This is a genomic window from Streptomyces sp. NPDC046727 (assembly GCF_040645635.1).
Lineage (GTDB): Bacteria > Actinomycetota > Actinomycetes > Streptomycetales > Streptomycetaceae > Streptomyces.
Window position 1 is genome coordinate 166186 of record NZ_JBEYYR010000003.1, and the last position, 23050, is coordinate 189235.

Here is a 23050-nt window from a genome sequence, read left to right on the forward strand (position 1 = left end):
GGATGGCCTTCCTCAACTCGTGGCAGCCGCAGTGGCGTCGGTCGGCTCCGGGGCCCGGCCCGGGCCACGGGACCCGCTGCCGGGCTCGGGCATGTCCACGGCCGGATTGCCACCCCAGTGCGCGTTCGGGGGGACTTCCTCGCCCTTCATGAGGAAGGAATCGGGCGCCAGCACCGAGCCGTCCCCCAGGGTCACGCCGTAGTGCACATGGGCGCCGATGCCCAGGGTGCAGCCGGCGCCGAGCGTGGTGCCGTCGGACTTGAACGTGCCGTCCTCCTGCGAGTGGCACTGGATCTTGCTCCCGGCGCCCAGGGTGCAGTCGTCGCCGATGGTGGCGAGCGTCCGCTCGGTCAGGTAGCAGCCGTCGTCGAAGACGCGGCGGCCGATGCGCACCCCGAGCAGCCGCCAGACCAGGGCCTTGAAGGGCGTCCCGTTGAAGACGTTCAGGTAGTGGTCCGGCACCTTCCACAGGCGCTCGTGCCACCAGAAGTAGGGGTCGTAGATGGAGCACAGCCGGGGCCGCAGCGCACGGAAGGACGCGAGGCAGCGCTCCGCCAGCACGAAGTAGGCGGTGGTGAAGGCCAGCGTGATGGCCAGGTATCCGGCGATCACCGCCCGCCCCAGCACGCCGTACAGATCGACCGTCGCGAGCCCGAACAGCGTGAGCGCGAAGGTGTGCACCCAGCGCAGGAGCAGCCACAGGGCCATCGAGCGCAGGTTGTAGCGGTTCTTGGCGGTGAGACTGCGGCGCAGCGCGTCCCCGGTCCTGAGGTCGTCGAACCGTGCGTCGCGCTCCACCGACCGGGGGATCTCGAAGCAGGGCGAACCGAGCAGGCCGACGCCCGTGCGGACCGGGCCGTCGAGGGGGACCATCACCTTCGTGGCGAGCAGGCAGTTGTCGCCCGTCCTGCCGCCCGAGGGATAGGCGATGTTGTTGCCCAGGAAGTTGCGCGGACCGATCGCCGCCCGGGACACCCGGAAGGACGTGCTGGAGTAGTCCGCGTTGACGACGGAGAGCCCGTCGGCCACCATCGTGCCGCTGCCGACCGTGACCAGCAGGGGATTCTCGTGGGCCACTTCGGTGCCGAAATTCGAGCCGGTCTGCTCGACGCGGGACAGGTCGTATCCGATGCCCTGGAGATAGTGCACGATGTAGGAGCTGTCACCGAAGAGCCAGGCGAAGAACCTGACGTTCGTCATCCGGGCCGTGGCCCGGTGCACCGCGTAATGGAATCCGTAGAGCGGATAGACCCGGTCCGGCTTGACGGCCAGGCTCAGCAGCCGCGGCACGGTGCACAGGACGACGAGGCCCACGACCAGGAAGCCGAGGAACAGCACGAGGGAGAGGGCCAGCGCGTCTTCGATCAGTGCCGGCCGCGACAGTACGGCCGTCTTCGGGTCGAGTCGCTTGCCGATCGCCGGTATCTCGGTGAACAGCATGTACATTCCACCGACGGCCAGCGGTATGTACAGGAAGAACAGCTGAAGCAGGGTGACGAGGCCGAACCAGGCCCGGCGCGGGGAGCCGCACCTGGCGGGCGGGATCCGCACGTAGTCGATGTCCGTGCGCTGTGCCGGGGACCCGTGCCAGTGCTCGCCGGCCGGGACCGCCATGCCGCGGTGCAGGGCCGACGCGTGACCGAGCTGCGCGCCGTCGCCCATCGAGGTGTCGATGTCCAGGACGGTCTTCTCGCCGATGAACACGTCACGGCCGAGCGTGATCCGGCCGGTCTGGACACGCCCCGCGTGGGCCCGGTAACCGAGGAAGAACGCGTCCTTGCGGATCACGGTCCCGGCGCCGATCGTCACCAGGTCGGTGCAGACCGGAACGGAGTGGGACAGGATCGTCACTCCCTTGCCGATCTTCGCGCCCAGTGCCCGGAGATACAGCACGTACAGCGGATTCCCGATGAAGAGAATCATCGGATTCGCGTGCAGCAGCACCTTGACGAGCCAGAAGCGCAGATAGGCCAGTCCCCAGACGGGGAATTCGCCCGGTTTCCACCGGCCGACGAGCAGCCATTTCGCGATGACCGGGAAGGCGCACACGGCGATGAACCCGATGCCGCCGAACAGCAGTGACCGCACATAGATGCCGCCCAGCCCCGAACCGGCGGCGATCCACTCGTACCCCGCGGCGGTGACGAACCCGGAGACGAGCGAGTAGACCAGGAAGCTCAGCAGCTGGAGCGTGCCGCACACCAGATGGTTCAGCCGGCCGGTGCGGACCACCGGGGCGGTCGCCGGCGCGGACCCGGCCGGATCGACGGAACCGGGCGCGGGCTCGACGACCGCGGGAGCGGCATCGCCGAGAGCCGTCGTCAGATCCCGGATCGTGGGGTGCCGGTAGATGTCGCGCATGGAGGGCGACGGCATGTCCGGCAATTTCCTGAGCCGCGCGCAGAACTGGGCCATGACCAGTGAATTGGCGCCGAGATCGGTGAAGAAGTGACTGTCGGCCGAAATGCGTTCGGCGCCGGTGACCTCGGCCAGTACTTCCGTGAGTCTGCTTTCGGTCCGATTCCTGGCCGGGCCGGTGTCGCTCAGGGAGACGGCAGGTTCGTCCGGCCCGGATATGGGGACCTCGGAGGACTGCTCCACCATGCGATCTCCTGAGGACGTACGGGTCGCCACTCGCCGGCCGGACTTTCCTGATCACCGACCGCCGGTTTTCAGTTTGGCCAGGCAGCGAGCAGGCTGCCACTTCGAAGAGCTACCCGGGCCCGCGGGAAATGCGCGCCGGGTCCGTGTCCCTTGGCATCCGCGCGGACCACGGCATCCCGCGGTTCACCCGAACGGCGTCCCCCCGCACGCAGGCACGGCACCCCACGTAAAAGCCGCCGCACCCCCCGGCGGAAGGGGAGGGGATGCGGCGGCTCGGGTGGGTCGGGCTCGGACGGGTCAGATGTCCCGGAAGATCTCGATCTGTGCCCCGATCGAGTTCAGGCGCTCGGCGAGGTCCTCGTAGCCGCGGTTGATGACGTAGACGTTGCGCAGCACCGACGTGCCCTCGGCCGCCATCATCGCCAGCAGGACGACCACCGCGGGCCGCAGGGCCGGCGGGCACATCATCTCGGCGGCGCGCCAGCGGGTCGGGCCCTCGACCAGCACCCGGTGCGGGTCCAGCAGCTGGAGCCGCCCGCCCAGGCGGTTGAGGTCGGTCAGGTAGATGGCCCGGTTGTCGTAGACCCAGTCGTGGATGAGGGTCTTGCCCTGCGCGACCGCGGCGATGGCCGCGAAGAACGGGACGTTGTCGATGTTCAGGCCGGGGAACGGCATGGGGTGGATCTTGTCGATCGGCGCCTCCAGCTTGGAGGGGCGGACCGTGAGGTCGACCAGGCGGGTGCGGCCGTTGTCCGCGCAGTACTCCGGCGACCGGTCGTGGTCCAGGCCCATCTCCTCCAGGACCGCCAGCTCGATCTCCAGGAACTCGATGGGGACGCGGCGGACGGTCAGTTCCGACTCGGTGACGACCGCGGCGGCCAGCAGGCTCATCGCCTCGACCGGGTCCTCCGAGGGGGAGTAGTCGACATCGACGTCGATGGTCGGCACGCCGTGCACGGTGAGTGTGGTGGTGCCGATGCCCTCCACCTTGACGCCCAGCGCCTCCAGGAAGAAACACAGGTCCTGGACCATGTAGTTGGAGGAGGCGTTGCGGATGACCGTGACACCGTCGTGCCGGGCGGCGGCCAGCAGCGCGTTCTCGGTCACGGTGTCGCCGCGCTCGGTCAGCACGATCGGGCGCTCGGGGCGGACCGAACGGTCCACCCGGGCGTGGTACTGGCCCTCGGTGGCCGCGATGTCCAGACCGAACCGGCGCAGCGCGATCATGTGCGGCTCGATGGTCCGCGTGCCCAGGTCGCAGCCGCCGGCGTACGGCAGCTTGAAGGAGTCCATGCGGTGCAGCAGCGGGCCGAGGAACATGATGATCGAGCGGGTTCGGACGGCCGCCTCCGCGTCGATGGCCGCCATCTCCAGCTCGGCGGGCGGGACCAGTTCCAGGTCGACACCGTCGTTGATCCAGCGGGTGCGCACGCCGATGGAGTTGAGCACCTCCAGCAGGCGGTACACCTCCTCGATCCGCGCCACCCGGCGCAGCACCGTGCGCCCCTTGTTCAGCAGCGAGGCGCACAGCAGCGCCACACACGCGTTCTTGCTGGTCTTCACGTCGATGGCGCCGGACAGACGGCGACCGCCGACCACGCGCAGATGCATCGGACCCGCGTAGCCCAGCGACACGATCTCGCTGTCCAGGGCTTCACCGATCCGGGCGATCATCTCAAGGCTGATGTTCTGGTTGCCGCGCTCGATGCGGTTCACGGCGCTCTGGCTGGTTCCGAGCGCCTCCGCGAGCTGCGCCTGGGTCCAGCCCCGGTGCTGCCGTGCGTCACGGATGAGCTTGCCGATGCGTACGAGGTAGTCGTCTGACATGAGGTTGAGGCTATCTCAGATATGAGATGGCGCTCGTCAGGGGGGCCATTCGGGTGACGTCGTGACGGTCCGTCACTCTCATGTGCCGCAACGGTAGGACAGTACCCGGAAAGATCCGGGCAAATCGGTTGATGTCCTAGGCTGCTCGAACGGCTCAGGCAACCCCCGCTCGTGTGTGTCCCTCTGAGTCCCCGAAGGGGGGTACACGTGAAGACCAAGATGTACCGGTATGTCGCGGCGGGGTTGCTCGCCGGCTGCTGCTCGCTCGTCTCCTGCGGTACGCAGCGCGCGGACGCGGGGAGTGACGGCCCGGCGGCGCCGCGACCGTCCCAGGCCTACCGATGGTGCGCCATCGAGGAGGTCACGGACACCACGGACGACGACGGAGGTCTCCCGGACACGACGTCCGACGACCAGGAGCTTCCGGACACGACGTCCGACGACCAGGAGCTTCCCGACGTCACGTCCGACGACCAGGAGTATCCGGACACCACGAGCGACGACCAGGAGATTCCGGACACCACGAGCGATGACCAGGGGGGCGACGACCAGGATCATCGGGACACCACCACGGACGACCAGGGGCCCGTGGAGAACTCGGACGACGGCGAGGGCGTGCCGGAGAACGGTCCGCACCGCTGGTACTCGCTGGCCCGCGAGTTCCGCGCGTACCTGAAGGCGAGCCCCGTGAAGGGCGACGCCGCCATCGCCGCCCATGTCGAGAGGGTCTGCCTCCGCATCCCGGAGGGTGACGCGCGCACGAAGGCCGATGTGTGGGTCGACTACGGCGTGTGGGAGGACGACAAGCTGCAGCACGCGGCCGAGGTGTTCGCCCGCTGGCGGAAGTCCGTGTACGGCGACCACGGCCACGTGTCCGTGATGGCGCCCGCCAAGATGGACGCCGACCGGGACTGGTAGCCGCCGCCCGACCCGGCCCGGAGTGCGCGCCGGGCCGGGTCGGGCATGACCAGGCCGCGCCCATGTACTAGAGTTATCTCGACATCGAGATATCTGCCGAGGCGCACCGTGGCCGCCACTCAAGTAAGGCATACCTAACTTAGCCTGACCTTACTGGTTCGGCCAAGTAGGCGTGGCGGCACGATTGACGGTGGTACGCGCACATCAATGAAGGAGACTGTCGTGTCGGCGAACAGCTTCGACGCCCGCAGCACGCTGCAGGTGGGCGACGAGTCGTACGAGATCTTCCGGCTGGACAAGGTGGAGGGCTCCGCTCGCCTGCCGTACAGCCTCAAGGTCCTGCTGGAGAACCTGCTCCGCACGGAGGACGGCGCGAACATCACCGCCGACCACATCCGCGCCCTCGGCAGCTGGGACTCGCAGGCTCAGCCGAGCCAGGAGATCCAGTTCACGCCGGCCCGCGTGATCATGCAGGACTTCACCGGCGTTCCCTGTGTCGTCGACCTCGCCACCATGCGTGAGGCCGTCAAGGAGCTGGGCGGCGACCCGGCGAAGATCAACCCGCTGGCCCCGGCCGAGCTGGTCATCGACCACTCCGTCATCGCCGACAAGTTCGGCACCAACGACGCCTTCAAGCAGAACGTCGAGCTGGAGTACGGCCGCAACAAGGAGCGCTACCAGTTCCTGCGCTGGGGCCAGACCGCCTTCGACGAGTTCAAGGTCGTCCCGCCGGGCACCGGCATCGTCCACCAGGTCAACATCGAGCACCTCGCTCGTACGGTCATGGTGCGGGGCGGCCAGGCCTACCCCGACACCCTCGTCGGCACCGACTCGCACACCACCATGGTCAACGGCCTCGGTGTGCTGGGCTGGGGCGTCGGCGGCATCGAGGCCGAGGCCGCGATGCTCGGCCAGCCGGTCTCCATGCTCATCCCGCGCGTCGTCGGCTTCAAGCTCACCGGTGAGCTGCAGCCCGGCACCACCGCCACCGACCTCGTGCTCACCATCACCGAGATGCTGCGCAAGCACGGTGTGGTCGGCAAGTTCGTCGAGTTCTACGGCGAGGGTGTGGCCGCCACCTCCCTGGCCAACCGCGCCACCATCGGCAACATGTCGCCGGAGTTCGGCTCCACCGCCGCGATCTTCCCGATCGACGGCGAGACCCTGAACTACCTGCGCCTGACCGGCCGCTCCGAGCAGCAGGTCGCCCTGGTCGAGGCCTACGCCAAGGAGCAGGGCCTCTGGCTGGACCCGGCCGCCGAGCCGGACTTCTCCGAGAAGCTGGAGCTGGACCTCTCCACGGTCGTCCCCTCCATCGCCGGCCCGAAGCGCCCGCAGGACCGTATCGTCCTGGCCAACGCCGCCGAGCAGTTCAAGCAGGACGTCCGCAACTACGTGGACACCGTGGACGAGGCGGGCCAGGAGTCCTTCCCGGCCTCCGACGCCCCGGCCATCCACCCGAACGGCGGCCCGTCCAACCCGGTCACCGTGACCGCCCCCGACGGCTCGACGTACGAGATCGACCACGGTGCGGTGACGGTCGCGGCCATCACCTCCTGCACCAACACCTCCAACCCGTACGTCATGGTCGCCGCCGCCCTGGTGGCCAAGAAGGCGGTCGAGAAGGGCCTGACCCGCAAGCCGTGGGTCAAGACCACCCTCGCCCCGGGCTCCAAGGTCGTCACCGACTACTTCGACAAGGCGGGCCTGACCCCGTACCTGGACAAGGTCGGCTTCAACCTCGTCGGTTACGGCTGCACCACCTGCATCGGCAACTCCGGCCCGCTGCCGGAGGAGGTCTCCAAGGCCGTCAACGACCACGACCTCGCGGTCACCTCGGTCCTCTCCGGCAACCGGAACTTCGAGGGCCGGATCAACCCCGACGTCAAGATGAACTACCTGGCCTCCCCGCCGCTGGTCGTCGCGTACGCCATCGCGGGCTCCATGAAGGTGGACATCACCAAGGACGCCCTCGGCACCGACCAGGACGGCAACCCGGTCTACCTGACCGACATCTGGCCGACCGAGGCCGAGGTCAACGACGTCGTGGCCAACGCCATCGGCGAGGACATGTTCAACAAGTCCTACCAGGACGTCTTCGCGGGCGACGCCCAGTGGCAGTCCCTCCCGGTCCCGACCGGCAACACCTTCGAGTGGGACGCCGAGTCCACCTACGTCCGCAAGCCCCCGTACTTCGAGGGCATGGGCATGGAGCCGGCCCCGGTCACCGACATCGCCGGTGCCCGCGTGCTCGCCAAGCTGGGCGACTCGGTCACCACCGACCACATCTCCCCGGCCGGTGCCATCAAGGCCGACACCCCGGCCGGCAAGTACCTCACCGAGCACGGTGTGGAGCGTCGTGACTTCAACTCCTACGGCTCCCGCCGAGGCAACCACGAGGTCATGATCCGCGGCACGTTCGCCAACATCCGCCTGCGCAACCAGATCGCGCCGGGCACCGAGGGCGGCTACACCCGCGACTTCACCCAGGACGGCGGTCCGGTGTCGTTCATCTACGACGCCTCCCGCAACTACATCGAGCAGGGCATCCCGCTGGTCGTCCTGGCCGGCAAGGAGTACGGCTCCGGCTCGTCCCGCGACTGGGCCGCCAAGGGCACCGCGCTGCTCGGTGTGAAGGCCGTCATCGCCGAGTCGTACGAGCGCATCCACCGCTCGAACCTCATCGGCATGGGCGTCCTGCCGCTGCAGTTCCCGGAGGGCGCCTCCGCCCAGTCCCTCGGCCTGACGGGTGAGGAGACCTTCTCCATCGCCGGCGTCACCGAGCTGAACGACGGCACCACGCCGCGCACGGTCAAGGTCACCACCGACACCGGTGTCGAGTTCGACGCGGTCGTCCGCATCGACACCCCCGGTGAGGCCGACTACTACCGCAACGGCGGCATCATGCAGTACGTGCTGCGCAACCTGATCCGCAAGTAAGCGGCGAGTCGGGCGGTTCAGGGCCGCATCCCCGTGCCGGGGGTGCGGCCCTTCGCCGTACCCCCGGCACACGGATCCGGACCGAGACCGCGGCCGGCGCCGCCGCGCTCGCGGTCGCGGGCGGGGTGTGCGCGGTCGTCGTACGACGGCAGCCGCGCCCGCTGGGCCGGGTCCCCGCCCCCCCGCGGAATCCCTCAGTCCCCGAGCAACGCCGTGAGGTCCGGCACCGTCAGTTCGGCCCAGATCACCTTGCCCTGCGGGGTGTACCGGGTGCCCCAGCGCTCCGTCAGCTGCGAGACCAGGAACAGGCCCCGGCCGCCCTCGTCGGTCGTCGCGGCGTACCGCAGATGCGGCGAGGTGCAGCTGCCGTCGGACACCTCGCAGATCAGCGTGCGGTCATGGATCAGCCGCACATGGATCGGATCGGAGCCGTAGCGGATGGCGTTGGTGATCAGCTCGCTCAGCACCAGCTCCATGCCGAAGCCCAGCTCGGACAGGCCCCACTCCTCCAGCTGGGCGGAGACGGCGCCGCGCATCCCCGACACCGCGGCCGGGTCGCGCGGCACGTCCCAGTCGGCGACCTGGTCGGCCCGCAGCGCCCGGGTGCGGGCGACGAGCAGGGCGACGTCGTCCCGGGGACGCTCGGGCAGCAGCTGCTCCAGCACCGCCTGGCAGCTCTCCTCCGGCGACCGGCCGGGGTGGCCCGCCAGTGCCTGGCGCAGCAGCTCCAGGCCCTCGTCCAGGTCCCGGGTGCGGTCCTCGACGAGACCGTCGGTGTACAGGACGAGCTGGCTGCCCTCGGCCAGCTCCAGCTCGGCCGTCTGGAACGGCATGCCGCCCAGGCCCAGCGGAGGCCCGGCCGGCAGGTCGGGGAAGGTGACGCTGCCGTCCGGGTGGACCAGCGCGGGCGCCAGATGCCCCGCCCGGGCCATGGCACAGCGGCGCGTCACCGGGTCGTAGATCGCGTACAGACAGGTGGCGCCCACGATCTCGCCGGCCCGCTCCGGGCTGACCTCGTCCTGGTCGATGCGGCCGACCAGGTCGTCCAGATGGTGGAGCAGCTCGTCGGGCGGCAGGTCCAGCGTGGAGAAGTTGTGCACCGCGGTCCGCAGCCGGCCCATCGTCGCGGCGGCGTGCAGACCGTGCCCCACCACGTCCCCCACGACCAGCGCCACCCGGCCGCCCGGCAGCGGGATCACGTCGAACCAGTCCCCGCTCACCCCCGACTGCGCCGGCAGATAGCGGTAGGCGACGTCGAGAGCGGTCTGCTCGGGCAGGGCCCGCGGCAGCAGACTGCGCTGCAGGGTGACCGCGAGGGCGTGCTCGCGGGTGTACCGGCGGGCGTTGTCGATGCTGACCGCGGCCCGGGCCACCAGCTCCTCCGCCAGGGACAGCTCCTCCGCGTCGAACGGCTCCCGGTCGGCGCGCCAGAAGTTGACCATGCCGAGTACGACACCGCCGGCCCGGATCGGCGCGGTGATGTGCGAGTGGATGCCGTAGTCCAGGATCTGCCGGGCCCGCTCCGGATCCTGCGCCCGCCAGTCCGCCTCCGCGGGCAGGTCGACCAGCTCGGAGCGGCCGGCGCCGTAGCCGCGGGCCTGCGGGCTGGAGGGCACGAAGTCGATCAGCCGGCCCCGCTCGTAGAGGGGGTGGTCGTCCCGGATGCCGCACACGGCGACGCGCCGCATGTCCGTCGCGGTCGGGGCCGGCTCCTCCCCGTGCAGCACGGCGTCGGCCAGGTCGACGGTGACGAAGTCGGCGAAGCGGGGCACGGCGATCCGCGCCAGCTCGTCGGCCGTGCGGACCACGTCCAGGGTGCTGCCGACGCGCAGGCCCGCGTCGTACAGCAGGTCCAGCCGCTCCCTGGCCGCCTCGGCCCGGCCGGACACCGCCTGCAGCTCGGTGGAGTCGCGGAGCGTCACGACCGTTCCCCTGGGGCATCCCGCACGGTCCGTGGGCCGCTGGTTGACCGCGAGCAGCCGTCCCTTGGCGAGGTGCACCTCGTCGCTGGCCTCCCGCCCGGTGACGAGCAGCTCCACCGTCGCGGGTTCGAGATCCGGCAGCTCCCGCACCGTGCGCCCCTCGGCGTCCGGGGGCAGGTCCAGCAGGCGCCGGGCCTCGTCGTTGGCGAGCAGCAGCCGGCCGTCGGCGTCGATGATGAGCACGCCCTCGCGCACCGAGTGCAGGACCGTGTCGTGGTGCTCGTACATCCGGGTCATCTCGTCCGGGGCCAGGCTGTGCGTCTGCCGCCGCAGCCTCCTGCCCACCAGGGCCGTACCGCCGGTCGACAGCATCAGCGCGGTGCCCCCGGCGGCCAGGATGATCCGCAGCTGCCGGTTCAGCGCGCTGGTGACGTTCTTGACCTTCAGCCCGGCGGAGACGAGAGCGACCACCTTGCCGTGGGTGTCGTCGATGGGCACGGTGGCCTGCACCTCGTGGCCCAGCGGGCCGTGCACGCTCTCGGTGTAGACCTTCCCGGCCAGCGACGGCCCGATGGTGCCCACGAACCGCTGGCCGATGCGGCTGGGGATCGGGTGGGTGTAGCGGATGCCGTGGGTGTCCATGACCACGATGAAGTCCACGTGCGCGGCCTTGCGCATCGCCTCGGTCCGCGGCTGGAGGACCTTGGACGGGTCGGGCAGGCGCAGCGCCTGGAGCACGCCCGGAGCATGCGCGAACGTCTGAGCGACCGCGATGGACCGGCGCCTGGCCTCGGTGCTGGTGTCGTGCTTCGACTGCAGGACCAGAGCGAGGACGGCGCACAGCACGAGCAACACCACCAGCGCGACCTGGAGCAGGAAGACCTGCCCAGCAACGCTGCGGGGACTCTTCCCGATCACAGTGCGCCATGCGAGACGCCTGAATCGGGCAGGTACGTCCAACATGCGGTATTTGTAGCACTGGTGTTTTCCAGGTGGCTATGGTCAGTCCACGAGGTGGACACACCGACCACCGCCCGGCCGTATCCAGCGGGCCGCCGACCCCGGGTCACGGCGGCCCGGTGACCGCCACGCACGCGGGGCGCAGCAGCCTGTCCCCGACCCGGTAGCCGGGGCGCAGAATCTCCGCGCAGACCAGGCGCTCGGCGCCCGGGGCCGCGCGGTGCACGACCGCCTCGTGGCACACCGGATCGAACGGATCACCCTCCTCCCCGAAATCCCGCAGCCCCAGCGAGCCCAGCTGGGTCCGCAGCGTGTCCCCGATGTCCCTCAGGCCGGGAGTCAGCGGCTCGTGCGCGTACGCCCGGTCCACGGCGTCCAGCACCGGCAGCAGAGCGGCCAGCACATTGGAGACGGCGATCTCCCGCACCGCCAGCCGGTCCCGCCGCACCCGCATGCGGTAGTTGTCGTACTCCGCCTTCACTCTCTGCAGATCGGCGGTGCGCTCCGCCAGCAGGCGCTCCGCCTCACCGCCGCTCCGCATCCGCGCGCCGTCCATCGTCAGCCCGCCTCCGGCTTGTCGTCGTCGACGATCTCGGCATCCACCACGTCGTCCTGCCCGGAGGCCGTCCGGCCGTCGGCACCGGCCTGCGCGGTCTGCTCGGCCTGCTCCGTCCGCGACCGCTCGTACAGCGCCGTACCGATCCGCTGGGCGGCCTGCGCCGCCCGGTCCAGGGCCTGCCGGATCGCGGCCGAGTCCTCCGACTTCAGCTTCTCCTTCAGCTCGGCCAGCGCCGCCTCCGTCTCGGACTTCGCGTCGGCCGGGATCCTGTCCCCGTTGTCCTTGATCAGCTTCTCGGTGGAGTAGACGAGCTGCTCGGCCTGGTTCCGCGTCTCCGCAGCCTCCCGCCGGGTGCGGTCCTCCTCCGCGTGCTGCTCCGCCTCCCGGACCATCCGGTCGATGTCGTCCCTGGGCAGGGCCGAACCGCCGGTCACCGTCATCTTCTGCTCCCTGCCGGTGCCGAGGTCCTTGGCCGTGACGTGCATGATGCCGTTGGCGTCGATGTCGAAGGCCACCTCGATCTGCGGCACCCCGCGCGGGGCCGGCGGCAGACCGGTCAGCTCGAACATGCCGAGCTTCTTGTTGTACGCCGCGATCTCCCGTTCGCCCTGGTAGACCTGGATCTGCACGGACGGCTGGTTGTCCTCGGCCGTCGTGAAGATCTCCGAACGCCGGGTCGGGATCGTCGTGTTCCGCTCGATCAGCTTGGTCATGATGCCGCCCTTGGTCTCGATGCCGAGGGACAGCGGGGTGACGTCGAGCAGCAGGACGTCCTTGACCTCGCCCTTGAGCACCCCGGCCTGCAGGCTGGCACCGATGGCCACCACCTCGTCCGGGTTCACGCCCTTGTGCGGCTCCTTGCCCGTCAGCTCCTTCACCAGCTCCGTCACGGCCGGCATCCGCGTCGAACCGCCCACCATGACCACGTGGTCGATGTCGGACACCTTGATCCCGGCGTCCTTGACCGCGTTGTGGAACGGCCCCTTGCAGCGCTCCAGCAGATCCGCGGTCAGCTGCTGGAACTGGGCGCGGGTCAGCTTCTCCTCCAGGTGCAGCGGGCCCTCGGCGGACGCCGTGATGTACGGCAGGTTGATGGTGGTCTCGCTGGAGGACGACAGCTCGATCTTGGCCCGCTCCGCCGCCTCCCGCAGCCGCTGCACGGCCATCTTGTCCTTGGCCAGGTCGACGCCGTAGTTGTTCTTGAACTGCGTGACCAGGTGGTCCACGACCCGCTGGTCCCAGTCGTCGCCGCCGAGGTGCGTGTCACCGTTGGTGGCCTTCACCTCGATGACGCCCTCGCCCATCTCAAGGAGGGACACGTCGAAGGTGCCGCCGCCGAGGTCGAACACGAGGACCGTCTGGTCGTTCTCCTTGTCCAGCCCGTACGCCAGCGCCGCCGCCGTCGGCTCGTTGATGATCCGCAGGACGTTCAGGCCCGCGATCTCACCGGCCTCCTTGGTGGCCTGCCGCTGGGCGTCGTCGAAGTACGCGGGCACGGTGATGACGGCATCCGTCACGTCCTCGCTGAGGTACGCCTCCGCGTCCCGCTTCAGCTTCTGCAGCACGCGCGCGGAGATCTCCTGCGCCGTGTACCGCCTGCCGTCGATGTCCTCCTGCCCGGGGAACCGCCACGCGTGATCACCCATGTGCCGCTTGACCGAGCGTGCGGTGCGGTCCACGTTCGTCACGGCCTGCCGCTTGGCCACCTCGCCGACCAGCACCTCGCCGTTCTTCGCGAACGCCACGACCGACGGTGTGGTCCGTGCTCCCTCCGTGTTGGTGATGACGGTGGGCTCGCCGCCCTCAAGGACCGAGACCACCGAGTTCGTCGTACCGAGGTCGATACCGACCGGACGCGTCATCTGCGTTCTCCCTCCTCGTCCTCCCCCCGCCCTCCGAACGCCCCCTCTCCGCGTCTCCAGTGTGCTCCTCGGAGACCCCTCCCGTCCGGTCGCCGCAGGGGCGTTTACAGCGACGGCGCTTGGCGCTAGCTTCACGAAATGGAGGTTATGGGAGCGCTCCCATAGCCCCAAGGTCCATAGACCCAAGACCCATAGATCCATAGACCCCTGTACTCCACCTGGGCCCTGCCCCGTCACCGAGGAGGACATCGAGTGTCATGCATCTGACAACCCCAACCTGCTTCCGTCCGCGATTACCGCGCCGCAGCCGCCGGTCGGCCTTCTTCCTGATCGCCCTGGCCCTGCTCACCGCCCTGCCCGCCCTCGGCCTGGTCCTCGCCGCGGGCACCCCGGCCTCCGCCCACGGCACCCCCATGAAGCCGGGCAGCCGGACCTTCCTGTGCTGGCAGGACGCGCTCACCGACACCGGTGAGATCAAGGCCGTCAACCCGGCCTGCAAGGCGGCCCAGCAGGCCGGCGGGACCACGCCGTTCTACAACTGGTTCTCCGTGCTCCGCTCCGACGGTGCCGGCCGCACCCGTGGCTTCGTGCCGGACGGGCAGTTGTGCAGCGGCGGCAATCCCAACTTCACCGGCTTCGACCTGGCCCGGGACGACTGGCCGGTGACCCACCTGACCGCGGGCGCCACGGTCGACTTCTCCTACAACGCCTGGGCGGCGCACCCCGGCTGGTTCTACGTCTACGTCACCAAGGACGGCTACGACCCGGCCAAGCCGCTCACCTGGGACCAGATGGAGGACCGGCCCTTCCTCACCGTCGACCACCCGCCGCTGCACGGCTCGCCGGGCACGGTCGAGGCGAACTACTCCTGGACCGGCGCGCTCCCGTCGGGCAAGTCGGGGCGGCACGTCATCTACATGGTGTGGCAGCGGTCGGACAGCGCGGAGACCTTCTACTCCTGCTCCGACGTCGTGTTCGACGGCGGCAACGGCGAGGTGACCGGCGTCCACGACCCCGGCAGCCCCACCGAGCCGCCGCCCGGCACCTGCACCGCCACCCGCAGGACGACGGGCAGCTGGTCCGGCGGCTACCAGTCCGAGGTGACGGTGACCAACAGCGGTGACGTGCCGATGCTCGGCTGGATGGTCGACTGGACGCTGCCGGCCGGCCAGAAGGTGGCCAGCCTCTGGAACGGCAACGCCACCTACACCGGACGGGACGTCATGGTCCACAACGCCGACTGGAACGGCTCGTTGAGTCCCGGCCGGTCCACGACGTTCGGCTACGTCGTCCAGGGGGACGGCGGCGACAGCGCCACCAGCCTGCCCTGTCAGGTGGGTTGAGCCGCTCTGGGCGGACCCGGTGGCCGTGCGCACCGGGTCCGCGAGCCGGGCAGGTGAGGGGGGTGGGATCCCTGCCCGGATGGGGATGGCCTGCAACTGCGTGGCTTGTGCGGCGACCTGAAGTCGCGCGACATCGTTGTCATATCGTCTGCACATGACTCTACCGCCTCAACGGACAACGATGTCAAGCGACTTGGTTAGTCCGAGCGGGTGATCCCGGCGCGCGCCGGGCGGGGTGCACGCGGTCTTCCGTGGTACGGGTGACGCACGCTACTGTCCCTGCGGCTTGTGCGACCTGTGGTGCGCGACCCGTCCGATAGGAGGAAGGGCCGCGTCATGCGTTTCCGACCCATGTCCCTGCTGCTGGCCGCGCTGCTCGCGACCGGCGGCACCGCAACCCCCGTCCTCGCGGCGACCGCAGCTCCTCCCGGCCTCGTCAAGGACCCCACCCCGTACGTCGATCCGCTGATCGGCACCAAGAACGGCGGTGACGTCTTCCCGGGCGCCGTCGTGCCGTTCGGCATGCTCTCCTGGAGCCCGGAGAACACCCGCGGCGACGCGACGAGAACCGCCGCCCCGGGCGGCTACCAGTACGACGCCACCCGTATCCGCGGCTTCAGCCTGACCCACATGTCCGGCACCGGCTGCGCGGGCGGCAGCGGCGACATCCCGTTCTTCCCGTACGCCGGCGAGGTCACCTCCTCCCCGGCGAGCGACACCAAGGACGCCGTCTACGCCTCCGACTTCCGCCACACCGACGAGAGTGCCGAGCCCGGCCACTACCGGGTCGGCCTGGCCTCCGGCGTCACCGCCGACCTCACCGCCACCGCGCGCACCGGCTCGGCCCGCTTCGCCTACCCGGCCGGCAAGCCCGCCACCCTGCTGGTGCGCACCGCCAACTCCGAGGTGGGCTCGCAGGACTCGACGGTCACCATCGACCCGGACACCCGGACGATCTTCGGCTCGGTCACCTCCGGCGACTTCTGCGGCTACCTCGATCCCGAAGGGCAGCGCGCCTACTACACCCTCCACTTCACCGCCCGCTTCGACCGCGCCTTCAAGGCCACCGGCACCTGGCAGGACGACAAGCTGGAGCCCGGGTCCCGGGAGGCGTCCGGCGGCACCGGGGGCTTCTCGCACGGCGGGCGGCCGGTCGCCGGGAAGGGCGCGGGCGGATACGTCGAGTTCGCGCCCGGCGACGGGCCGGTCGGCGTCAAGGTCGGCATCTCGTACGTCAGCCGGGAGGCCGCCGAGGCCAACCTGGCCGCCGAGAACCCGCCCCGGCGCTCCTTCGACGCGGTCCGGGAAGCGGCCCGGCGGGCCTGGCGGGAGCGGCTGGGGGCCGTCCGGGTCGGCGGCGGCACGGACGCCGAGCGCACCACCTTCTACACCGCGCTCTACCACGCGCTGCTGCACCCGAACGTCATCAGCGACGCCGACGGCCGGTACCGGGGCGCCGACGGCCGCGTGCACACGGTCGACCGTCGCCGGCACGCCCAGTACGGCACCTTCTCCGGCTGGGACGTCTACCGGGACCAGGTCCAGCTGCTGACGCTGCTCGACCCGCGCACGGGCTCGGACATCGCGCAGTCCCTGTACGAACTCGCCCGGCAGAACGGCGGCGTCTGGGACCGCTGGCTGCACGGCGCGAGCGGCACCCACGTCATGAACGGCGACCCCTCGCCGACCGCCCTCGCCGGCATCCACGCCTTCGGCGGCACGGACTTCGACCTCAAGGGCGCCCTGAAGTCCCTGGTCCGGGCGGCGACCGTGCCCACCCCGCAGGATCTGTCCCCGGCCGGCAAGCCCGTGCTGTCGGCCGGCCAGCGTCCCTCTCTCGACAAGTACCTCGCACAGCACTACATGCCGAGCGTGTCCAACGCCTGGGGCGGTGCCGCCGAGACCCTGGAGATGTCCACCGCGGACTACGCGATCTCCCGACTCGCCCGCGCGGCGGGGGAGAAGGACACGGCGGCCGGCTTCGCCCGGCGCGCCCAGTGGTGGCAGAACAACGTCAACATCGCGGCCGACCCCACCGGGGGCTACGTCGCCGATCGCAAGGCCGACGGCAGCTGGGTCACCGGCTTCACCCCGGGCACCGGCAACGGGTTCGTCGAGGGCACGGCCGCCCAGTACACCTGGATGGTCCCGCACAACCCGGCGGGTCTCTTCGCCGCGCTGGGCGGCCGGGACAAGGCGCTCGCCCGGCTGGACGACTTCTTCCACGACGCCGACGGCGGCTGGGCCTTCACCGGCAAGGGCGGCACCAAGTCCGAGCTGGACAACGAGCCGTCCATCAACGTCCCCTACCTGTACGACTACGCGGGCGCCCCCTACAAGACGCAGGAGACCGTCCGCGCGGCGATGCGGCAGCTGTGGTCCACCGAGCCCGGCGGCATCCCGGGCAACGACGACCTCGGCGCGATGTCCGCCTGGTACGTCTTCTCCGCCCTCGGCATGTACCCGCAGGTGCCGTCCCGTGCCGAACTGGTCCTCGCCTCCCCGCTGTTCGAGCGCGTCGAGATCGACCGTCCGCACGGCAACGACATCTCCGTCCGCGCCACCGGGGCGGCGGCCGACGCCCCGTACGTCCAGTCCCTGAAGGTGAACGGCCGCAGCAGCGACCGGCCTTGGCTGCCCGCGTCCTTCGTCCGGGACGGCGGCCGGCTCGACTACACCCTCTCCGCCGCCCCGGACCGCGGCTGGGGCGCGGACAGCCCGCCGCCGTCCTTCCGGGAGGGCGAGCAGCCGTACCAGATCGGTGTCGGGCCCACCACCGCCACCCTCGCCCCCGGCGACAGCACGAAGATCGGCATCCGGGCGCTGGCGCTGACCGGCGGTACCGGCCCCGAGGTGCTTTTCCGGGTGGAGACCCCGGCCGGGGTGACGGCCACGCCCGCCGAGGGCACGGTGACCGACGGCGCCCAGGAGATCACCCTCGCGGCGGCACGGGACGCCGAGCAGGGCTTCGCCGACGTCAAGGTCACGGTGACCTCGGGCGACTCCTCGTACCGGCAGCCGGTGGCGCTCACCGTGGCCGCGCCGGGCACCCTGCTCGCCGCGTACGACAACACGGGTGTCTCCGACGACGACGGCGACCACGACGAGGCCGACTACGACGGCGGCGGCTGGAGCTACTCCCGGCAGGCCCTCGCCGCGGCCGGCCTCACCCCGGGCGGGCACGGCACCGTCGACGGCCTCGCCTTCACCTGGCCCACCTCACCCGCCGGCCGCCCCGACAACGCCTCCGCGGCCGGCCAGACCGTCCGGCTCCCCGCTCCCGCCCCGGCGTTGTCCTTCATCGGCAGCGCGGTCAACGGCAACCAGCAGGCCAAGGCGACCGTCACCTACACCGACGGCACCACCGACACCGCCGACCTGTCCTTCACCGACTGGACCGTCGGCGGAGGCGGCGGCACCGTCCAGTACGGCAACCAGGTCGTCGCCAGGGCCGCGTACCGCAATGTCGCCGGCGCGGACAAGGACCCGGTGACGACGTACGTCTTCGCCACCGAGCCGTACCGGGCCCCGGCCGGCAAGCGGATCGCGAGCGTCACGCTCCCGCGGAACGCGGACCTGCACGTGTTCACCCTCGCCACGGGCTGAGCCCACACCCCGGCACGCCGAAGCGGCCCGCACCCGGTCTCCCGGGGCGGGCCGCTTCCTCATCGCTCGATCCGTACGCCGTCCGGTCTCGGGAGCGGCATCATGTCCCATCCGCCGGGCCAGCCCCGGTACAGCGGCTCACCGGGTTCCGCCTCCAGCATCCGCGGGATGCGCCACCGCCACCACCTGGGGTCCTCCTCGTGCCCCGGCCACGGGACGGTGGCGGCGCGGAACCGGGCGTCCCAGCGGTCGAGCACCGGGCGCAGCGTGGCGGCCGTCTCCGCGGGCAGCGCGGGCCACAGGTCCGCAAGCTCGCAACGGCACGACATGTCGTTGGTGAACTCCGGCGCGCACCAGCCGTAGCCTTCCTCGACCTCCGCGACGAAGCCGGCCCACCGGGCGAGGAGCCGGTGTACGGCGAGCACCTCTTCCATGGGCCGACTGTCGCACGCGCGCCGCCCGTCAGGCCAGCAGCTCCACCTCCGCCAGGGTCGACTCGCCGTCCAGGACCAGGCGGTACTTCGGGTACGTGCCCGGGGTGGCGACGGTGAAGGCGCGGGTCTGGTGGTCCCAGGTGAACGCCTCGCCGGAGCGGTGGTCCAGGGTCTTCCAGTCCTTGCCGTCGGTGGAGCCCTGGAGGGTCCAGCCGGCCGGCGCCTTCGTGCGGTCCGCCGAGGTCAGCGTGTACTGCACCGGCTTCGCGGAGCCCTCGGTCGGCAGGTCCGCCGAGGTGAGCGTCGCGCTCGTCGCCGAGGTGTCGTCGAAGAGCGCGCCGTCCCCCTTCAGGACGTCCGAGCGGGGGGTCGGCACCTCGTCGTCCTGGGTGACGGAGACCGGCGCCGCGTCCTTGCCCGTGCCCCACGCCGACGGCTTGGAGCCCATGAAGAAGTCCAGCACCCCGCCCTTGGACAGCAGCGAGTGCGGGAGCGAGGTCGACGTCCAGGGACGGCCGTTGAACATCACGCCCTGGACGTAGACGTTCTTCGCGCTGTTCCGCGGCGCCCGCACCACCAGGTCCCGGCCGTTCTCCAGGTGCACGGTCACCTTCTTGAACAGCGGGGAGCCGATGGAGTACTCGCCGCTGCCCATGACCAGCGGGTAGAAGCCGAGCGCGGAGAAGAGGTACCAGGCCGACTGCTCGCCGTTGTCCTCGTCGCCGTGGTAGCCCTGCCCGATCTCGCTGCCGGTGTAGAGCCGGGACAGCGCCTCGCGCGCGTACGCCTGCGCCTTCCACGGCTGGCCGGCCGCGTCGTACATGTAGATGACGTGGTGCGCGACCTGGTTGGAGTGGCCGTACATGCCCATCCGGACGTCCCGCGCCTCGGTCATCTCGTGGATGACACCGCCGTAGGAGCCGACGTAGTCCGGGGAGGCGGTCTCCGGGGTGGCGAAGTAGGCGTCGAGCTTGTCGGCCAGGCCCTGCCGGCCGCCGTACAGATTGGCCAGGCCCCGGCTGTCCTGCGGGGCGGTGAAGGCGTAGCCCCAGCCGTTGGTCTCCGTGTAGTCGTAGCCCCACACGCGCGGGTCGTACTTCGAGGACTCCACCCGCCAGGCACCCTTGGCGTCCCGGCCCTGGAAGAAGCCGGCCCTGGTGTCGAACAGCTTCACGTAGTCCCGCGCCCGGTTGAGGAAGTACTGCGACTCCTCCCGGTAGCGCTTCTCGCCGGTCCTCCGGTAGAGCGCCTCGCCCATCTTCGCGATGCCGTAGTCGTTGACGTAGCCCTCCATCGCCCACGACAGGCCCTCGTGGGTGTCGGTGGCGGTGTAGCCGAGGAAGGGCGAGGTGGTCATGCCCTTGCGGCCCACGCCCGACATCGGCGGGACGACGGTCGCGTTCTTCACGGCCGCGTCGTACGCCGCCCTCGCGTCGAACTTCACGCCCTTGACGTAGGCGTCGGCGAACGCCACGTCCGAGGAGGTGCCGGTCATCAGGTCGGCGTAGCCGGGGGAGGACCAGCGGGAGGTCCAGCCGCCGTCCTTGTACTGCTGCACGAACCCGTCGGCCATCTCGCCCGCCTGGGAGGGCGTCAGGAAGGAGTACGCCGGCCAGGTGGTCCGGTACGTGTCCCAGAAGCCGTTGTTCACGTACACCTTGCCGTCGACGATCTTCGCGCCGGTGTGCGTCGGGGTGTCCGGGCCCGGCATGGCGGAGAACGGCGAGGCGTAGCGGTCCTTGCCGTCGACCCGCTCGAAGCCGGAGTTGGGGTACAGGTACAGCCGGTACAGCCCGGAGTAGAGCGTGGTCAGCTGGTCCGGGGTCGCGCCCTCCACCTCGACCTTGCCGAGCAGCTTGTCCCAGGTGCGCTGGGCCCGTGCCCTGACCGTGTCGAAGGAGGTGCCGTCCGGGATCTCCTGGCGCAGGTTGTCCTTGGCCTGGTCGATGCCGATGAGCGAGGTGGCCAGGCGCAGGGTGACGGTGCGGTCGGCGCCCGCGTCGAAGCGCAGGTAGCCCTTGACGCCGCTCGACGCGCCGTCGGTGACCGGCTTGTCGAACTCGCCGTACACGAACAGCCGGGTCGCGCCCGTGGACAGGCCCGACTTCACGTCCGAGTAGCCGGTGACGATCCCGTGCTCCTTGTCCAGGGTCAGGCCCGCCTGCTCGGTGACGTTGTCGAACAGGACGCTCGTGTCGTCGCCGGGGTAGGTGAAGCGCAGCGCGGCCGCGTGGTCGGTCGGGGCCATCTCGGCCTTGAGGCCGTTCTCGAACCGCACCCCGTAGTAGTACGGCCGCGCGGTCTCGTTCTCGTGCCGGAAGGCCAGCTCCCGCGCCTCGCGGCCGGTGTCCGGGGTGCCGGACGCGGCCGACGGCATCAGCTGGAAGGTCTGCCGGTCGCCCATCCAGGGGCTCGGCTCATGGCTCGCGCTGAACGCCTGGATCGTCGGCAGGTTGTCGGCGTTGTTCGCCCGCGCGTACTCGTACAGCCAGCTCAGCGAGGACGCGTTGGTCACCGGCGTCCAGAAGTTGAAGCCGTGCGGCAGGGCCGTCGCGGGGAAGTCGTTGCCGCGCGAGAAGCTGCCGCTGGAGTTGGTGCCGCGGGTGGTCAGCGCGTAGTCCGACAGATGCGCCTTCGGCTTCTCGGGCGGCACCGGCTTCAGCGACACGTCGTCCACCCAGCCGCGGAACTTCGCCGGGCCGTCGGGGGAGTCGTACGCCACCAGGATCCGGTCGACGGTCTTCCCGGCCGCCACCGAGCCGATCCGCGCGGCCACCTCGTTCCACTGGTTGACGTACAGCGCCTTCGACGCGCCCTGCCCTCTCGGGGAGAGCGGGAAGCCGTGCTGGTCCAGCGCGCCCAGAGCGCTCAGGTAGGTGCCGTCGGTGAAGGCGAGGTCGACGGAGACGTGCGTGGCGTCGTAGTCGCGGTCGCCGTCGGCCATCGACGGGAAGATGCGGTACGACAGCCGGGTGTCGCGGCCGACCTTCACGTTCACGTCGAAGACCTTGTTGGACGAGTACGCCCGGCCGTCCGCGGTGTGCCGGCCGGCGTAGCGCAGCGCACGCTTCCCGGTGAAGCCGGCCCGTGCCTTGGCGGTCGGGGAGCCGCTCGGGCCCTTGTCGACCAGGGTCAGCATGTCCTGCGGCACCGGACCGCCGCCGCCTCCGGTGGAGAACTGCACATCGGCGAGCTGCAGGATGTCCGGGGCGCCGTTGTTCTTCGTCACCTCCAGCCGGAAGTGCTGGTATTCGGCCGGTTCCGGCAGATCGTACGATTTCGTCTGGAAGCGCTCGGAGAAGTTCTCGCCCGAGCGGGTGTCGACGGTCTTCCAGTCCTTGCCGTCGGTGGATCCCAGCAGGGTCCAGTCCCTGGGGTCGCGCTCGTCGTAGTCGTTGGCCGAGGTGAGCGCGTACGTCGCTATCCTGATGGGCCGGTCCAGGTCGAACTCCGCCCAGCCGGTGGGCCGGAAGGTCAGCCACTTGGTGCCGGGCTCGCCGTCGGCGAGGTTCTCCTTGACCTCGCCGGCGCCCGCGTTCTCGGCGCTCGCCCGGACCTCGGTGACATGGTCGGTGACGTTGCCCGGGATGCCGGTGCTGTACCCGCCGTCGACGCCCGAGGCGCGCTTGGTGCCGTCCGGGCCCGTGTCGACGGTGTTCAGCCAGTCCGGCGCCGGCTCGCCCGCCTCGAACGAGGATGCGAACTCCCGGTCCGCCGCCGGAGCCTCGGCGGGCAGGGCGACCGCGGCGCCCTGCGCGCCGACGGCCATGACAAAGGCGGTCGTGAGGACGACCGCCGGACCCCATCTGTGCCGCGTTCTCCGCTGCATCTACGGATTTCCCCTCCTGCGCCCCCTCTGGACAACGTTGTCAGCTACGAGGCGCAGGAACCAGTAGGTCGTCAAGTGGCCCATGGTGTCAAGGGTGTTGACTGCGGCATTCAGGGAGTTTATGTCGCGACTTTTTCCGGCGGGCCACCCTACGGGCCTTCAGATTTCCGCGAGGTCTCAACTCGGAAAAGACCCAACGCGAACCCTGCATTCGATCTTGCTCCGCCGGCGGGAAGTGGACTATAC

11 protein-coding genes are annotated in these 23050 nt (G+C 70.4%); 4 read left to right on the forward strand and 7 right to left on the reverse strand.

Annotated elements, in window-relative coordinates:
- Positions 1 to 12 precede the first annotated feature (12 nt).
- Positions 13 to 2604 carry a Pls/PosA family non-ribosomal peptide synthetase gene (locus ABZ937_RS04840; RefSeq protein WP_361685702.1) on the reverse strand — a complete coding sequence of 864 codons (2592 nt, stop codon included), beginning with the start codon at positions 2602 to 2604 and terminating at the stop codon, positions 13 to 15.
- A 297-nt stretch (positions 2605 to 2901) separates the two neighbouring features.
- Positions 2902 to 4431, reverse strand: coding sequence for a UDP-N-acetylglucosamine 1-carboxyvinyltransferase (locus ABZ937_RS04845; RefSeq protein WP_361685704.1), 1530 nt, complete (start codon positions 4429 to 4431; stop codon positions 2902 to 2904).
- 207 nt (positions 4432 to 4638) lie between these two features.
- Between ABZ937_RS04845 and ABZ937_RS04850 the strand changes: the two genes are divergently transcribed.
- Positions 4639 to 5349 (forward strand): hypothetical protein, encoded by a 711-nt coding sequence (locus ABZ937_RS04850; protein WP_361685706.1) that lies wholly within the window; start codon positions 4639 to 4641, stop codon positions 5347 to 5349.
- A 222-nt stretch (positions 5350 to 5571) separates the two neighbouring features.
- Entirely contained in the window at positions 5572 to 8289 is a 2718-nt protein-coding gene (gene acnA / locus ABZ937_RS04855; RefSeq protein WP_361685708.1) for an aconitate hydratase AcnA, read from the forward strand.
- 194 nt (positions 8290 to 8483) lie between these two features.
- Here acnA and ABZ937_RS04860 read toward each other — a convergent pair whose 3' ends face one another.
- The 3 genes from ABZ937_RS04860 to dnaK form a co-directional block, all read right to left on the reverse strand.
- Entirely contained in the window at positions 8484 to 11174 is a 2691-nt protein-coding gene (locus ABZ937_RS04860; protein WP_361685710.1) for a SpoIIE family protein phosphatase, read from the reverse strand.
- A 103-nt stretch (positions 11175 to 11277) separates the two neighbouring features.
- Positions 11278 to 11727, reverse strand: coding sequence for a nucleotide exchange factor GrpE (grpE, locus tag ABZ937_RS04865; RefSeq protein ID WP_361685712.1), 450 nt, complete (start codon positions 11725 to 11727; stop codon positions 11278 to 11280).
- 2 nt (positions 11728 to 11729) lie between these two features.
- Positions 11730 to 13592, reverse strand: a complete 1863-nt coding sequence (dnaK, locus tag ABZ937_RS04870) for a molecular chaperone DnaK (RefSeq protein WP_361685714.1) — start codon at positions 13590 to 13592, stop codon at positions 11730 to 11732.
- A gap of 257 nt (positions 13593 to 13849) precedes the next feature.
- On the opposite strand from dnaK, the gene ABZ937_RS04875 reads away from it, so the two are divergent.
- Positions 13850 to 14935, forward strand: a complete 1086-nt coding sequence (locus tag ABZ937_RS04875; protein WP_361685716.1) for a lytic polysaccharide monooxygenase — start codon at positions 13850 to 13852, stop codon at positions 14933 to 14935.
- Positions 14936 to 15271: 336 nt separating this feature from the next.
- Positions 15272 to 18541 (forward strand): GH92 family glycosyl hydrolase, encoded by a 3270-nt coding sequence (locus ABZ937_RS04880; RefSeq protein ID WP_361685718.1) that lies wholly within the window; start codon positions 15272 to 15274, stop codon positions 18539 to 18541.
- A gap of 59 nt (positions 18542 to 18600) precedes the next feature.
- Here ABZ937_RS04880 and ABZ937_RS04885 read toward each other — a convergent pair whose 3' ends face one another.
- Together ABZ937_RS04885 and ABZ937_RS04890 are read right to left on the reverse strand one after the other, a co-directional pair.
- The gene (locus ABZ937_RS04885; protein ID WP_361685720.1) at positions 18601 to 18975 is read right to left on the reverse strand and encodes a hypothetical protein; all 375 of its coding nucleotides are present in this window, start codon (positions 18973 to 18975) and stop codon (positions 18601 to 18603) included.
- Positions 18976 to 19003: 28 nt separating this feature from the next.
- Complete coding sequence (locus ABZ937_RS04890) at positions 19004 to 22804, reverse strand: GH92 family glycosyl hydrolase (RefSeq protein WP_361685722.1); 3801 nt, start codon at positions 22802 to 22804, stop codon at positions 19004 to 19006.
- Between the last annotated feature and the right edge of the window lie 246 nt (positions 22805 to 23050).